The sequence below is a fragment of the Caulobacter sp. NIBR1757 genome, from assembly GCF_027912495.1.
Classification (GTDB): Bacteria; Pseudomonadota; Alphaproteobacteria; order Caulobacterales; family Caulobacteraceae; genus Caulobacter.
In genome coordinates this window covers 1,034,381-1,046,971 of the sequence record NZ_CP115463.1, presented here as the reverse complement: position 1 = coordinate 1,046,971, position 12,591 = coordinate 1,034,381, and the positions used below count along the sequence as shown (strand labels likewise).

Genomic DNA, 12,591 nt, shown 5'->3' with positions numbered 1-12,591 from the left:
CGGAGGACGCCCATGACCAAGCACGAAACCATCCACGCCCAGGCCGCGCCCTTCGCGGCGCGCTATGACAATTTCATCGGCGGCCAGTGGGTCGCCCCCGCCGAGGGCCGTTACTTCGACAACATCAGCCCGGTGAACGGCCGCAAGCTGTGCGAGATCGCCCGCTCCAGCGCCGCCGACGTCGACCGGGCTCTGGACAGCGCCCACGCCGCCAAGGACGCCTGGGGCAAGACCAGCGTCGCCGAGCGCGCCCTGATGCTGAACCGCATCGCCGACCGCATGGAGGAAAACCTGGACCTGCTGGCCCGGGCCGAGACCTGGGACAACGGCAAGCCGATCCGCGAGACCACGGCCGCCGATCTGCCGCTGGCCATCGACCACTTCCGCTATTTCGCCGGCTGCATCCGGGCCCAGGAAGGCAGCTTGAGCCAGATCGACGACGACACGGTGGCCTATCACTTCCATGAGCCGCTCGGCGTGGTGGGGCAGATCATCCCCTGGAACTTCCCGCTGCTGATGGCCTGCTGGAAGCTGGCGCCAGCGCTGGCGGCGGGCAATTGCGTGGTGCTGAAACCCGCCGAGCAGACGCCGGCCAGCATCTGCCTGTGGGCCGAGCTGATCGCCGACATTCTGCCGCCCGGCGTGCTCAACATCGTCAACGGCTTCGGGCTGGAAGCCGGCAAGCCGCTGGCCAGCAGCCCGCGCATTTCCAAGATCGCCTTCACCGGCGAGACGACGACGGGCCGGCTGATCATGCAGTACGCCAGCCAGAACCTGATCCCCGTGACGCTGGAGTTGGGCGGCAAGTCGCCGAACATCTTCTTCGAGGACGTGGCGCGCGAGGACGACGACTTTTTCGACAAGGCCATCGAGGGGTTCGTGATGTTCGCCCTCAACCAGGGCGAGGTCTGCACCTGTCCCAGCCGGGCGCTGATCCACGAGCGGATCTATGACCGTTTCATGGAACGGGCGCTGAAGCGGGTAGCGGCCATCGTGCAGGGCGATCCGCTGGACCCGGCCACGATGATCGGGGCGCAGGCGTCCTCGGAACAGCTGGAGAAGATCGTCAGCTATTTCGACATCGGCCGGCAGGAGGGCGCGGAAGTTCTGATCGGCGGCGAACGGAATGTCCTGGGCGGCGAGCTGGCCGATGGCTTCTACGTCAAGCCGACGGTGCTGAAGGGTCACAACCGGATGCGGGTGTTCCAGGAGGAGATCTTTGGTCCCGTCGTGTCGGTGACGACCTTCAGGGACGAGGCTGAGGCGCTGTCGATCGCCAACGACACCCTCTACGGGCTGGGCGCGGGCGTCTGGAGCCGGGAAGCCAACACCTGCTACCGGTTCGGACGGGCCATCCAGGCGGGCCGGGTGTGGACCAACTGCTACCACGCCTATCCGGCCCACGCGGCCTTCGGCGGCTACAAGTCGTCAGGGATCGGCCGCGAGAACCACCGGATGATGCTCGATCACTACCAGCAGACCAAGAACATGCTGGTCAGCTATTCGCCCAAGAAGCTCGGGTTCTTCTAGGGATCCGGCGGGTGAGCCCTCCCCCTCCCCGCGTGGTCGCGACAGAGGCCGCGCTGGCGCTGATCGCGACCCTGGTGGAGGAGCACGGCCCCGTGCTCTTCCACCAGTCGGGCGGCTGTTGCGACGGCTCGGCGCCGATGTGCTTCGCGGTCGGCGACTACAGGATCGGTGATGGCGACGTGCGGCTGGGCGAGATCGGCGGGGCCGGCTTCTTCATGAGCGCCGAGCAGTTCGAGTACTGGCGCCATACCCAACTGATCATCGACGTCGTGCCCGGGCGCGGCGGGATGTTCAGCCTGGAGAACGGGCGCGAGGTGCGGTTCCTGACGCGGTCGCGGGTGTTCAGCGACGCGGAAGCGACGGCGCTGGGTTAGGCGGCCCGTAATCAGGCTGCTCTGGCGGCCTTCTTCACCTTGGTGATCGCCCGGTCGCGCTTCAGGCGGGAGAGGTGGTCGATGAAGAGGACGCCTTCGAGGTGGTCCATCTCGTGCTGGATGCAGACGGCGTAGAGGCCGTCGGCGGCCTCATCGACCTGATTGCCGTTGTAGTCGAGGTAGCGGATGTGGACCTGGTCGGGGCGCTCGACCGTCTCGTAGATCTCCGGCACCGACAGGCAGCCTTCCTCGTAGGGGGCGAGGCTGTCGTTCTTCTCGACGATTTCGGGGTTCACGAAGTAGCGCGGGGCAGGCTCCTCGCCGTCGCGGGCCAGGTCCATGACGATGATGCGCAGGGGTTCGCCCACCTGCACGGCGGCCAGGCCGATGCCGGGGGCGGCGTACATGGTCTCCAGCATGTCGTCCATCAGGGCGCGGTGCGCGTCGGTGACGGTCTCCACGGGAACGGACTTCTTCTTCAGCACCGCCAGATCGGCGGCGTTGTCGACGGTGAGGATGCGACGGATGGCCATGGCGGGGAGGTAAGAGCTCGATACCCGAGCGTCAAGCTGGGGCGGGTTGCGGGGTCTAGTGTTTGTCGGAGGGCGCCGGGGCGTCGACGGTCAGTTTGGCCAGCGGCCGGACGCCGCCCTCGATGGGGCCCAGTTCGGGCAGGTCCTTGCCCTCGTGATCGACTTTCAGGTCCTCGAAGCGGCGGGCCTGGGTGAGGACCTGGGTCTCGAGGCTGGCGACGAACTGGTTGTAGCGGCCGGTGGCGGTCTCCAGCGCCTTGCCCATGGCGGCGACGTGGGTCCCCATGGTCGAGAGGCGGCTGTAGAGGTCGCGGCCCAGCCTGGCGATGTGATCGGCGTTGGCGGCCTGTTCCTCGACCCGCCAGCCGTAGGCGACGGCCTTGCAGAGGGCGAACAGGGTGGTGGGGGTGACGATGAGGACGCGCTTGTCCATGGCCTCGGTCATCAGGTCGGGCAGGCGCTCCAGGGCGGCGGCCAGGAAGCCGTCGCCGGGCACGAACATGGCCACGAAGTCGGGCGAGCGCTCGGAGGCGAACTGGTCCCAGTAGGCCTTGGCCGACAGGGACTGCATGTGGCCGCGCACGCTGGCGGCGTGGCGGACCATGGCGGCCTCGCGCAGGGTCTCGTCGGCATGTTCCTGGGCGTCCATGAAGGCGTTGAGCGAGCATTTGGCGTCGATGGCGAAAACGGCGCCGGCCGGCATGCGGACCTTGACGTCCGGGCGACGGCGGCCCTCCTCGGTGTCGAGGCTGAACTGTTCGACGAAGTCGTACTGGTTGGCGAGGCCGGCGGCCTCCAGCACGTTGCGCAGGGTCTGTTCGCCCCAGCGACCCTGCACCCCGGCCCCGCGGCGCAGGGCGGCGGACAGTTTGCGGGCCTCGGCCTGGGTGGCGACCGAGGCGTCCATCAGGGCGGCGATCTGCTGCTTGAGACCGCCCTGCTCTTCCGAGCGCGCTTTCTCGACGGCGGTGACCTGGGCCTCGAACTTGGCGAGGGTGTCGGCGACGGGTTTCAGCTGGTTGGCGATGCGCTCCTGGGCGACGAGCTCGCGGTTGCGGAAGGACTCCTCGGTGCGCTTGAGCACTTCCTCAGCGACGGCGCCGGCCTGTTGCAGGGCCTGGGCTTTCAGGAGTTCGGCGGTGGCGCCGGACTGGTCCTCCAGCATGCGGGCGCGGGCGTCGGCGGTGGTGAACTGTTCCTGCAGCGACCAGGCCTTGGCCTCGGCGGCGGCGGCGCGCCGGCGCTCCATCAGGGCCCAGGCGAGGGCGACGACGGCCAGCAGCGCGAAGGCGACGGCGACGATGAGAGCAAGCGTGGCGGCGTTCATGGTTGGTTCTTAGCGTGGAAAGCGAGTCCCGCACAGCCCTCCCACACCTCCGATCATCCCGACGAAAGTCGGGACCCAGTGTCCATTGGCGGATGAGCTTCGGTTCTGATCAGCGCCAGCCTGTCTTCTGATTTGCCAGCTGGGTCCCGACTTTCGTCGGGATAGTCGGAAGGGAGGGTCAGGCCGGCCGCCGCGCGCGCATGGCCTGCGCGATGGTGCCGTCATCCAGCCAGTCGAGGTCGCCGCCGACGGGGACGCCTCGGGCCAGCATGGTGACGGCGACGTCGAGGTTCGAGAGGCGCTCGGCGATGTAGTGGGCGGTGGTCTGGCCGTCGACGGTGGCGGGCAGGGCCAGGACCACCTCGCGGATCTCGCCTTCGGTGACGCGGGCGGTCAGTTCGTTGATGCGCAGGTTGTCGGGGCCGACGCCGTCGAGGGCCGAGAGCAGGCCGCCGAGCACATGGTAACGGCCCCGGAAGGCCCCTGCCCGCTCCATGGCCCAGACGCTGCCGACCTCCTCGACCACGCAGATCAGGGTGCGGTCGCGCAAGGAGTCGGCGCAGAGGCTGCAGGGGTCGCGGGTGTCGAGGCTGCCGCAGACGGAGCAGGTCTTGACGTTGGCCTGGGCGTCGGCGAGGGCGCTGGCCAGGGGGCCGAGCAGCTGGTCGCGGCGCTTGAGCAGAGTCAGGGCCGCGCGCCGGGCCGAGCGGGGGCCGAGGCCCGGCAGCTTGGCCAGCAGGCTGATGAGGCGTTCGATCTCGGGTCCGGCGACGGAGGCCACCTAGAACGGCATCCCCGGAATCTTCATGCCGGCCAGCGGGCCGGCCGCCGCCTGCATCAGCTCCGCCGTCTGGGCTTCCAGCTTGCGGCGGGCGTCGGCGTGGGCGGCGACGAGGAGGTCGGCGATGACCTCGCCTTCGCCGGGGGCCAGCAGGGATTCGTCCAGTTCGACACCGGAGAGTTCGCCGGCGCCCCGGAGCGTCACCTTGACCATGCCGCCGCCCGACGTGCCTTCGACGACGATGGCGGCGACTTTTTCCTGGGCTTCGGCCAGCTTGGCCTGCATGGCCTGGGCCTGCTTCATCAGCCCCTGGAGGTCTTTCATGGCGTCTTGTTTCCTTCGCTGAAGAGGCCGCCGGCGCTCAGCATCTGGTCCCGGATCGCCTCGGGCGCCTGGGTCTGCATCACGTCGTAAGCCTCGAGTTCAGTCGGGACATACCAGTGGATCTTGGTCGAATGGTAGGCGTCCCAGACTGCCTGGGCGACTTCTCGCGGAGGTGTGAGGCGCCACATGCCCTCTTTCGGCGCGTTGGCCTTGGCTTCGTCGGGCAGGATGGGGGTGTCGATCATGCCGGGCAGGGTGTCGGCGGCGCGCACGCCATGGGCGGCCAGCTCGACCGACAGGGCTTCGGTCAGGCCCTTCACCGCATGTTTGGTGGCCGAATAGACGGCGATGTTGGGGATGCCGAAAATGGCCGACGAGGACGAGGTGGTAAAGCAGAGGCTGTTGGGCGTGCTTTTAAGCAGCGGGGCGGCCAGGTGGATGCCGCTGAGGACCGCCACGAAGTTGATGTTGACCACGGCCATGACGTCTTCCCAGGTCTGGTCGATGAACGGGCCGCCACGGCCGATGCCGGCGTTGTTGAACAGCAGGTCGAGCTTGCCGTCGGTGGCCTTGGCGAAGGTATCGAGCGCGGCGGCGTAGGCGGCGCGGTCGGTGACGTCGAGGACCTGGGTCTGGACGGCGTCGCCCAGCTCGGCCTTCAGGGCGTCCAGGCCGGCGACGTTGACGTCGACCGCGCCGACGAACCAGCCTTCGCCCGCGAACAGGCGGGCGGTCTCCAGGCCCATGCCCGAGGCGGCGCCGGTGATGAAGATGGACTTGCGGCCGTTGGCTGCGGTCATTGGTTTTCTCCCCTTTTTATCTTTTCCCCTCTCCCGCTTGTCGGGAGAGGGTGGCGCCCGGAGGGCGTCGGGTGAGGGCAGCGCCAGCGTCGGGTGATTGGCGATGCCAGCCTTCAAAGGCCGGCGCTGCCCTCATCCGACCCGCTTCGCGGGCCACCTTCTCCCGACAAGCGGGAGAAGGACGCTGTGGCTAATCCTCGTCTTCCGGTTCCATAGGCGGTTCGGTAGCCGCTTCCCCTTGCGGAATGGCAAGCTGCTTCACGCCGAGGATCTCGGCGCCCGGGAAGGCTTCCATCACCGAGCGGACGAAGGGGTCGGCCTCGATCTCGGCGCGGGCTTCCTTCTGCTCGCGTTTCTGCTTTTCCCAGGCGGTCTCGGCGCCGCCGCCGCCCTCGGCCGCGACCAGCCAGGGCTGGCCGGTCCATTCCTTGAGGCGGGAGACCAGCCGGCCGGCGAAGTTGGCCGGGGTGTTGGGGGCCGGTTCGTAGACGATCGCGCCCGGGCGGTAGCTGACCAGCCGCAGGTAGCGGTCGACGTCGAGCTTGATGCCGATGTCGCGCTTGGCCTCGATCAGCTTGAGGACGTCGTCGAAGGTGGCGAGCGTGGCGGCGTCGGTCAGGGCCGAGGTTTGGGGCGCGGCCTGTTGCATGACCGGCTGGGCGAAGCGGGCCTGGGCCACCGCGCCGCCGCCGGAGGACTGGCCGCCGCCGCCGCCACCAGACGGACCGCCGGGCAGCGGGTCGCCGTCGCGCAGGGCTTTCAGGGCCTCCTCGGGGCCGGGCAGGTCGGCGGCGTAGGTCAGGCGGATGAGGGCCATCTCGACGGCGGCTGAGGGATCAGGCGCGCGGCGGACTTCGTCATGCGCCTTGAGCAGCATCTGCCACAGGCGCGAGAGGGATCCGGCGCTGGCCAGCGCGCCGACGGCGGCGAGGCGCTGGGCCTGTTCCTTCGGCATGGCGAGCGCATCGGGGCCGAGGGCCTTGGAGACGGCAGCCTGGTGGCTGTGTTCCAGCAGGTCGAGGACCACCTGCACCGGGTCGGCGCCGAAGCCCCAAAGGGTGCGGAAGGTGTGGATGGCGGCGCCGGTCTCGCCGCGCATGATCTGTTCGAACAGCTCGATGGTCTGCGACCGGTCGGCGAGGCCCAGCATGTCCTGGACGACCTTGGCCGGGACGATCTGGCCGGGATCGGTCTGGACGATGGCCTGATCGAGGATGGAGAGGCCGTCGCGGACGCTGCCCTCGGCGGCGCGGGAGATGAGGGCGATGCCCTCGGCCTCGACCTTGGCGCCTTCCTTTTCGCAGATCTTTTCGAGGTGGGCGGCCAGCACCGGCGGCTCGACGCGGCGCAGGTCGAAGCGCTGGCAGCGGCTGAGGATGGTCACCGGCACCTTGCGGATCTCGGTGGTGGCGAAGATGAACTTGGCGTGCGGTGGCGGCTCTTCCAGCGTCTTCAAGAGGGCGTTGAACGCCGCCGTCGACAGCATGTGGACTTCGTCGATGACGTAGACCTTGTAGCGGGCCTCGACCGGCGAATAGCGGACGCCGTCGAGAAGCTCGCGCATCTCGTCGACCTTGGTGCGGCTGGCGGCGTCGAGCTCCAGCACGTCCATGTGGCGGCCCTCGACGATGGCGGCGCAATGGCGGCCCTCGACGGTCAGGTCCATGGAGGGCTGGTGGACCGTCTCGCTCTCGTAGTTGAGGGCCCGGGCCAGCAGACGGGCGGTGGTGGTCTTGCCGACCCCGCGCACGCCGGTGAGCATGAAGGCGTGGGCGATGCGGCCGGTGGCGAAGGCGTTGGTCAGGGTGCGGACCATCGCCTCCTGGCCTATCAGGTCGTCGAAATTGCGCGGCCGGTACTTGCGGGCCAGCACGGTGTAGGCGGGGCCGTCGGCGGTCGGCGGCGCGGGCATGGGGGCGAGCCCCTGGGCGGCGGGCATCGCGGGCTGAGGCTCCGGGTCAGGCTCGCCGAAAATGTCGACGGTCAAGGTGTCGCGCTCTTCAACCTCGGGGGTCGGCTCGTCTTCATCCCAGGGCGGTGCGGTGTCGGACATCGAGGCCTTCGGCGGCCCGGCGGTGGGCCGGGGAATCTTCGTTGAGACGCCACTCTACGTCATCGCGGCCGCGCGCCGAAAGGGCGGGCGATGCATCGGCGATCACGATGAGGGAAGAGGTGGAGACCGGACGACGACCCGGAGCAAATCTCGTTGTGGCTGCTGCCTTCCGGCCCTGACCAGGTTGGCGAGGACTCCGCCCATCGCCGATCTCCGAGGCCTATATCGCGACGGAAGCGGCCGGACGCAAGAGCCCTTTGGCTGCGGGCGGGCTCAGATGGAGACGCTGAAGCTGAAAAGCATGGCCCAGCCGATGCAGGCCAGGAGGCCGATGGCCGAACAGGTCACCCCGGCGATGGCCACGCCGCGCCCGGCCGGATTGCCCATGGCGACCAGACCCAGCACCAAGCCGAGCGGCGACAGGATCCAGGCGATCATGCCGAACAGCGGGATCCACACCAGCATCAGCCCGAAGACGCCGAGGATCAGTGAGGCCGCAGCCATGCCCGGGCCCCGACGGTCGATCGATTGTTCACTCATCCACATTCCCCGACTGAAGTGGCGGAGCCTGCCCCCTTCAACTGATGATTGCAATCAGCGTTCTTTGAAAATTCAGGCCGGACCAGGAATTTTCTCGCCGGCGGGGGAAGCCGCTTGGCGAGGGTCACGGCCCCCGGGTAGGCTTGGCCCATGCCTCTCTCCGAAATCGCCAACGTCTTCACCGGCAACCCCCTCGACCGCGCCAGCGAGCGACGGTCCGACGCCGCCTGGATCGAGGAGAAGCTCAATGATCCGGGCTCCCTGGCCGTGGCCCTGTGGAACGGCGCGCCGCTGACCGAGACGGCCGACGGCAAGACCCAGCTCAGCTACCTGCCGGCGGCAATGGCGACCGAGCTGTCGAACGGCTGGGAGCGGCTGCTGTTCATGGGGCTGTGGAAGGACACGGCGGTGTTCGCGCTCGATCTCGAAGGCGGCGTCGATCCGGCCGAAGGGCCGCTGCAGGGACTGGGCAAATTCCAGGACCTGCGGGCCATGGCCATGGTGCTGCCGGGCACGGAGGCGGCCATCGCCGCCACCGCCAAGGGCATGTTCGAATGGCGGCGCAAGCATCGCCACTGCGCCAACTGCGGTGAACAAAGCGCTGTCGCCGAGGGTGGCTGGAAGCGGGTTTGCCCCTCCTGCAACGCCGAGCACTTCCCGCGCACCGATCCGGTGTCGATCATGCTGGCCACCTATCAGGGCCGCTGCCTGATGGGTCGCCAGGCGATCTGGCCCAAGGGCATGTTCTCGGCCCTGGCCGGCTTCCTGGAGCCCGGCGAGAGCATCGAGGAATGCTGTGCGCGCGAGCTGAAGGAAGAGGCGGGGCTGAACGCCGTGTCGGTGCGCTACCACTCGACCCAGCCCTGGCCCTATCCGTCATCGCTGATGATCGGCCTGATCGCCGAGGTCGACTCCGACGAGGCGACCCCGGACCAGACCGAGCTGGAAGCGGTGCGCTGGTTCACGAAGGAAGAAGCGCGGGACCTGCTGGCCGGAAAGATCGAAGGCCTGTTCTGCCCCCCGCCCCTGGCCATCGCCCACCAGCTGTTGAAAAGCTGGGCGAACGAAGAGGACTAGGCGAAGGCGGCGAGCGCCACGCAGCCGGCCCAGACCATCAGGGCGATGGTCGACAGGCTGAACACCAGGAACCGCAGCGGCACCAGGTTGACGGTGTTCTGGATCAGGCTGTGGACGATGCGCAGGCCCACATAGGCCCAGGCCAGCATGGCGGTAAACGGCGACTGCTGCCCGACCAGATAGGTGATGAAGGCCAAGGCGTAGAAGATCGTCGGCTGTTCCATCAGGTGGTTGTAGTTGTTGGCCACCTGCCGGGCGCCGTCGGGCAGCACATCGAGGCTGCCCGGGAAGCGGGCGGCCTGCGGGTCGAGCTTGGCCTTGCCCATGGCCGGCAAGCGGGTGGCGTACATCCACACCCAGACCAGCAGCGACCAGATTACCAGCACCAGAGCCGGCGCCAGAACGGACTCGAACGCGGACTGTCCCTGAAACGTCATATGTCGCCCTCCCCGGCGGTTTGTTGTGGGGGGAGGCTAGCGAAAACGACGATCTTTGAAAGGGGGGCGTCGCGGGAACGAACAACTCCCGTCATCCCGGCCGTAGCGCAGCGAAGAGCCGGGACCCAGGGGCGGCGGTCACCGGTGGACGGAGCTGCGTGGTCGGTGTTCCGTCACCCCCTGGGTCCCGGATCGGCCTGCGGCCGTCCGGGATGACGGAGATCAGTGCAGGTCGAAGTCGGTCAGGTTCGGCGCCCGAGTCGCTTCCCAGTAGTCGACCAGCGGGAAGGGCCAGTTCTGGCTGACGCGGCCCTTGGCGTTCTTGTACCAGCTGGAGACCCCCTCGACGCCCCAGGCCATCTGGGCGTTGGCTTCGTCGACGCGGGCGTTGAAGGCGTCGTGAACGTCGGCCTTTACCTCGATGGCCTTCGCGCCCTTGTCCAGCATGAGGCGCAGGGCCTCGACGACGTAACGGACCGAGGCTTCCGAGAAGAAGATGATCGAGCCGTTGACGACGATGTTGGTGTTGGGGCCGTAGAGCATGAAGAAGTTGGGGAAGCCCGGGGCGGTCATGCCCAGATAGGCGCGGGCGTCGCCGTCCCAGGCGTCGTGCAGCGAGACGCCGCCCTTGCCGACCACGGTCATGGGGGTGAGGAAGGAACTGGCCTTGAAGCCGGTGCCGTAGATCAGGACATCGGCGGCGTGTTCGGTCCCGTCAGCGGTGACGACGCCGTCCTCGGTGACGGCGGTGACGGGCTGGGTCACGAGGTTGACGTTCGGGCGGCGCAGGGCCTCGATCCAGACGCCGTTGTCACGCAGGGCCCGCTTGCCGCCGAAGGGGTATTGCGGGGTGATGGCCTCGAACAGCGCCTCGTCGCCACCGGTCTGTTCGCCGATCTTCATGACCAGCAGTTCGCGCAGGCCGGCGCTGGCCTCGCTGATGGTGCCGGCCGGGCCGTTCCAGGCGGGGTCGGCCTTGACGGCTTCATAGACGCCGTCGGTCATCGTCCAGAACAGGTAGAAGCGGTACCATTTGTCGTAGAAGGGCACGTGCTCGAGCAGGGCCTTTTTCCCCTCCCCGACCGTCTCGTGATAGTCCTCGGTCGGCGCCAGCCAGGGCGGCGAGCGCTGGAAGACCGTGAGCGTGCCGGCCTCCGGCGCGATCTTCGGCACGAACTGGAAGGCGCTGGCCCCGGTGCCGATGACGGCGACGGTTTTACCCTTCAGATCGACTGAGTGGTCCCAGCGGGCGGAGTGGAAGCTCGGGCCCTTGAAGAGTTCGCGGCCGGGGATGTTGGGGAAGTTGGGCTGGTTCAGCTGGCCGACGGCGCTGATCACCGCGTTGCCGGTGAAGCTGCGGCCGTCTTTCGTGCTGACGGTCCAGGTCGAGGCGGCTTCGTCGTAGCGGGCCTCGGCGACCTCGGCCCCGAATTCGATGTGCCGGCGCAGGTCGTACTTGTCGGCCAGGCGCTGGAAGTAGCGGAGCAGGACATCCTGCGTGGAATAGCGCTGGGGCCAGTCGTGGTTGGGCTCGAAGCTGAGCGAATAGAGGTGGTTGGGGGTGTCGACCCGGCAGCCGGGGTAGCTGTTCTCCAGCCAAGTGCCGCCGACGTCGGGGTTCTTGTCGAGGATGGTGAAGCCGATGCCCGCCTGCTGCAGGCGGATGGCGGTCAGCAGGCCCGACATGCCGGCCCCGATGATCAGGACCTTCAGGTCGGCGGCGGCCTGCTTTTCCTGCGGCGTCCAGGTCGGGCGGTCGGCGTCGATACCTTCGAGGCTGAGCTGCTCCATCAGCATGGGGCCATAGCGTTCGGGGATCTCGGCCCCGGCCACGTAATCCATCATGAAGCGGACCTGCTGAGCCGTCGGGGGCGGCGGCAGGGGCTTGCCATTGGCGAAATCGGTCAGCGCTGTGCGAGCTAGATCGCGAATGTCCTGGGCATCGGCCTCCGACAGGCCGCCCTGGCCGTCGCCGAGCACCTCGTAGACCGGGCGGCGGGCCTCGGTCAGGTGGTCGGTATTGCCTGTCAGGTGGACCAGGGCGACCATCAGGCTGGGGATGTGGGCCTCGGCCAGGGCCAGGTCGAGATCGACGCCGGTCAGGGCCGATTGCGGTTTGGCATGGGTGTCGCCGTCCATGGGAAACTCCTGAATGTGTCCTCGCGGCGCCTCTACGGGCGCTCGTCCGGAGCACTGTAGGCCCCTCGTTGACGGTGGGAAGGCTGACGTCGGGGCGCCGCGCGCAGGTTTGATCTGCTAGGGGATGCGGATGGGAAAGATCATCGCTCTGCAGCGCGCCATCAATGTCGGCGGGATCAAGGTCAACATCGCCGAGCTGCGGAGCATGGTCGCCGACCTGGGGTTCGGCGGGGTGCAGAGCTATGTCGCCAGCGGCAATCTGGTGTTCGATAGCGATGGACGCGACCCGGCCGAGCTGGAGGCGCTGTTCGAGACCGAGGCGACCAAGCAGATCGGGCTGACCACCGAATGGATGTGCCGCACGGCGGACGAGTGGCAGGCGATCCTGGCCGCCAATCCCTATCCGGAGTTCGCGGCGGAGAGTCCGAGCAAGCTGCTGGTGACGGTGTTCAAGACGACGCCCGAGGCGAACGGGCTGGAGGCGGTGCGGGCCAAGGCCGTGTTCGGCGAGACAATGGAGCTGGTCGGGCGGGAGCTGTTCGTGACGTTTCCGGAGGGGGCGGGCAAGTCGAAGCTGGGCAGCGCGGTGGCGTGGAAGCCGTTCAAGGCGCCGGGGACGAGCAGGAACTGGAACACCATGGTGAAGCTGGGGGCGATGGCTGGGGTTTGAGCGTTC

General features: G+C 68.1%; 13 protein-coding genes and 1 other RNA gene. 4 read left to right on the top strand and 10 right to left on the bottom strand.

What is annotated here, in order from left to right:
* Positions 1-12: 12 nt before the first annotated feature.
* A complete protein-coding gene (adh, locus tag O5I81_RS05055; protein WP_271067861.1) occupies positions 13-1,530 on the top strand; it encodes an aldehyde dehydrogenase in 1,518 nt (505 codons plus the stop codon).
* Between the two features lie 11 nt (positions 1,531-1,541).
* Complete coding sequence (locus tag O5I81_RS05050; protein ID WP_271067860.1) at positions 1,542-1,904, top strand: DUF779 domain-containing protein; 363 nt, start codon at positions 1,542-1,544, stop codon at positions 1,902-1,904.
* An 11-nt stretch (positions 1,905-1,915) separates the two neighbouring features.
* On the opposite strand, the gene def is transcribed toward O5I81_RS05050, so the two are convergent.
* The 8 genes from def to O5I81_RS05010 form a co-directional block, all read right to left on the bottom strand.
* Positions 1,916-2,437 (bottom strand): peptide deformylase, encoded by a 522-nt coding sequence (gene def / locus O5I81_RS05045; RefSeq protein WP_271067859.1) that lies wholly within the window; start codon positions 2,435-2,437, stop codon positions 1,916-1,918.
* 55 nt (positions 2,438-2,492) lie between these two features.
* Positions 2,493-3,764: a DNA recombination protein RmuC gene (locus O5I81_RS05040; protein ID WP_271067858.1), complete on the bottom strand. Its 1,272-nt coding sequence runs from the start codon at positions 3,762-3,764 to the stop codon at positions 2,493-2,495.
* Between the two features lie 178 nt (positions 3,765-3,942).
* Complete coding sequence (gene recR / locus O5I81_RS05035; protein WP_271067857.1) at positions 3,943-4,545, bottom strand: recombination mediator RecR; 603 nt, start codon at positions 4,543-4,545, stop codon at positions 3,943-3,945.
* Positions 4,546-4,869 (bottom strand): YbaB/EbfC family nucleoid-associated protein, encoded by a 324-nt coding sequence (locus O5I81_RS05030; RefSeq protein ID WP_271067856.1) that lies wholly within the window; start codon positions 4,867-4,869, stop codon positions 4,546-4,548. It abuts the gene before it with no gap.
* Positions 4,866-5,669, bottom strand: coding sequence for an SDR family oxidoreductase (locus tag O5I81_RS05025; protein ID WP_271067855.1), 804 nt, complete (start codon positions 5,667-5,669; stop codon positions 4,866-4,868). Before O5I81_RS05025 ends, O5I81_RS05030 begins: the two co-directional genes overlap by 4 nt.
* Positions 5,670-5,859: 190 nt before the next feature.
* Positions 5,860-7,722, bottom strand: coding sequence for a DNA polymerase III subunit gamma/tau (locus O5I81_RS05020; RefSeq protein WP_271067854.1), 1,863 nt, complete (start codon positions 7,720-7,722; stop codon positions 5,860-5,862).
* Between the two features lie 117 nt (positions 7,723-7,839).
* Positions 7,840-7,938: signal recognition particle sRNA small type (gene ffs, locus O5I81_RS05015), an RNA gene on the bottom strand.
* Between the two features lie 57 nt (positions 7,939-7,995).
* Positions 7,996-8,262 carry a hypothetical protein gene (locus tag O5I81_RS05010; RefSeq protein ID WP_271067853.1) on the bottom strand — a complete coding sequence of 89 codons (267 nt, stop codon included), beginning with the start codon at positions 8,260-8,262 and terminating at the stop codon, positions 7,996-7,998.
* Between the two features lie 150 nt (positions 8,263-8,412).
* Between O5I81_RS05010 and nudC the strand changes: the two genes are divergently transcribed.
* On the top strand, positions 8,413-9,339 hold the full coding sequence (gene nudC, locus O5I81_RS05005) for an NAD(+) diphosphatase (RefSeq protein ID WP_271067852.1): 927 nt from the start codon (positions 8,413-8,415) through the stop codon (positions 9,337-9,339).
* On the opposite strand, the gene O5I81_RS05000 is transcribed toward nudC, so the two are convergent.
* Positions 9,336-9,776, bottom strand: a complete 441-nt coding sequence (locus O5I81_RS05000) for an MAPEG family protein (RefSeq protein WP_271067851.1) — start codon at positions 9,774-9,776, stop codon at positions 9,336-9,338. The genes nudC and O5I81_RS05000 overlap by 4 nt on opposite strands.
* Before the next feature lie 222 nt (positions 9,777-9,998).
* Positions 9,999-11,915, bottom strand: a complete 1,917-nt coding sequence (locus O5I81_RS04995; protein WP_271067850.1) for an NAD(P)/FAD-dependent oxidoreductase — start codon at positions 11,913-11,915, stop codon at positions 9,999-10,001.
* 130 nt (positions 11,916-12,045) lie between these two features.
* On the opposite strand from O5I81_RS04995, the gene O5I81_RS04990 reads away from it, so the two are divergent.
* Positions 12,046-12,585, top strand: coding sequence for a DUF1697 domain-containing protein (locus tag O5I81_RS04990; RefSeq protein WP_271067849.1), 540 nt, complete (start codon positions 12,046-12,048; stop codon positions 12,583-12,585).
* Positions 12,586-12,591: the final 6 nt, after the last annotated feature.

Coding starts and splice junctions, on each gene's coding strand:
- O5I81_RS04990 (WP_271067849.1), top strand. CDS start 12,046: ATGGGAAAGATCATCGCTCTGCAGCGCGCCATCAATGTCGGCGGGATC.
- O5I81_RS05030 (WP_271067856.1), bottom strand. CDS start 4,869: ATGAAAGACCTCCAGGGGCTGATGAAGCAGGCCCAGGCCATGCAGGCC.
- adh (WP_271067861.1), top strand. CDS start 13: ATGACCAAGCACGAAACCATCCACGCCCAGGCCGCGCCCTTCGCGGCG.
- O5I81_RS05010 (WP_271067853.1), bottom strand. CDS start 8,262: ATGAGTGAACAATCGATCGACCGTCGGGGCCCGGGCATGGCTGCGGCC.
- O5I81_RS05040 (WP_271067858.1), bottom strand. CDS start 3,764: ATGAACGCCGCCACGCTTGCTCTCATCGTCGCCGTCGCCTTCGCGCTG.
- nudC (WP_271067852.1), top strand. CDS start 8,413: ATGCCTCTCTCCGAAATCGCCAACGTCTTCACCGGCAACCCCCTCGAC.
- O5I81_RS05000 (WP_271067851.1), bottom strand. CDS start 9,776: ATGACGTTTCAGGGACAGTCCGCGTTCGAGTCCGTTCTGGCGCCGGCT.
- O5I81_RS05025 (WP_271067855.1), bottom strand. CDS start 5,669: ATGACCGCAGCCAACGGCCGCAAGTCCATCTTCATCACCGGCGCCGCC.
- def (WP_271067859.1), bottom strand. CDS start 2,437: ATGGCCATCCGTCGCATCCTCACCGTCGACAACGCCGCCGATCTGGCG.
- O5I81_RS05020 (WP_271067854.1), bottom strand. CDS start 7,722: ATGTCCGACACCGCACCGCCCTGGGATGAAGACGAGCCGACCCCCGAG.
- O5I81_RS04995 (WP_271067850.1), bottom strand. CDS start 11,915: ATGGACGGCGACACCCATGCCAAACCGCAATCGGCCCTGACCGGCGTC.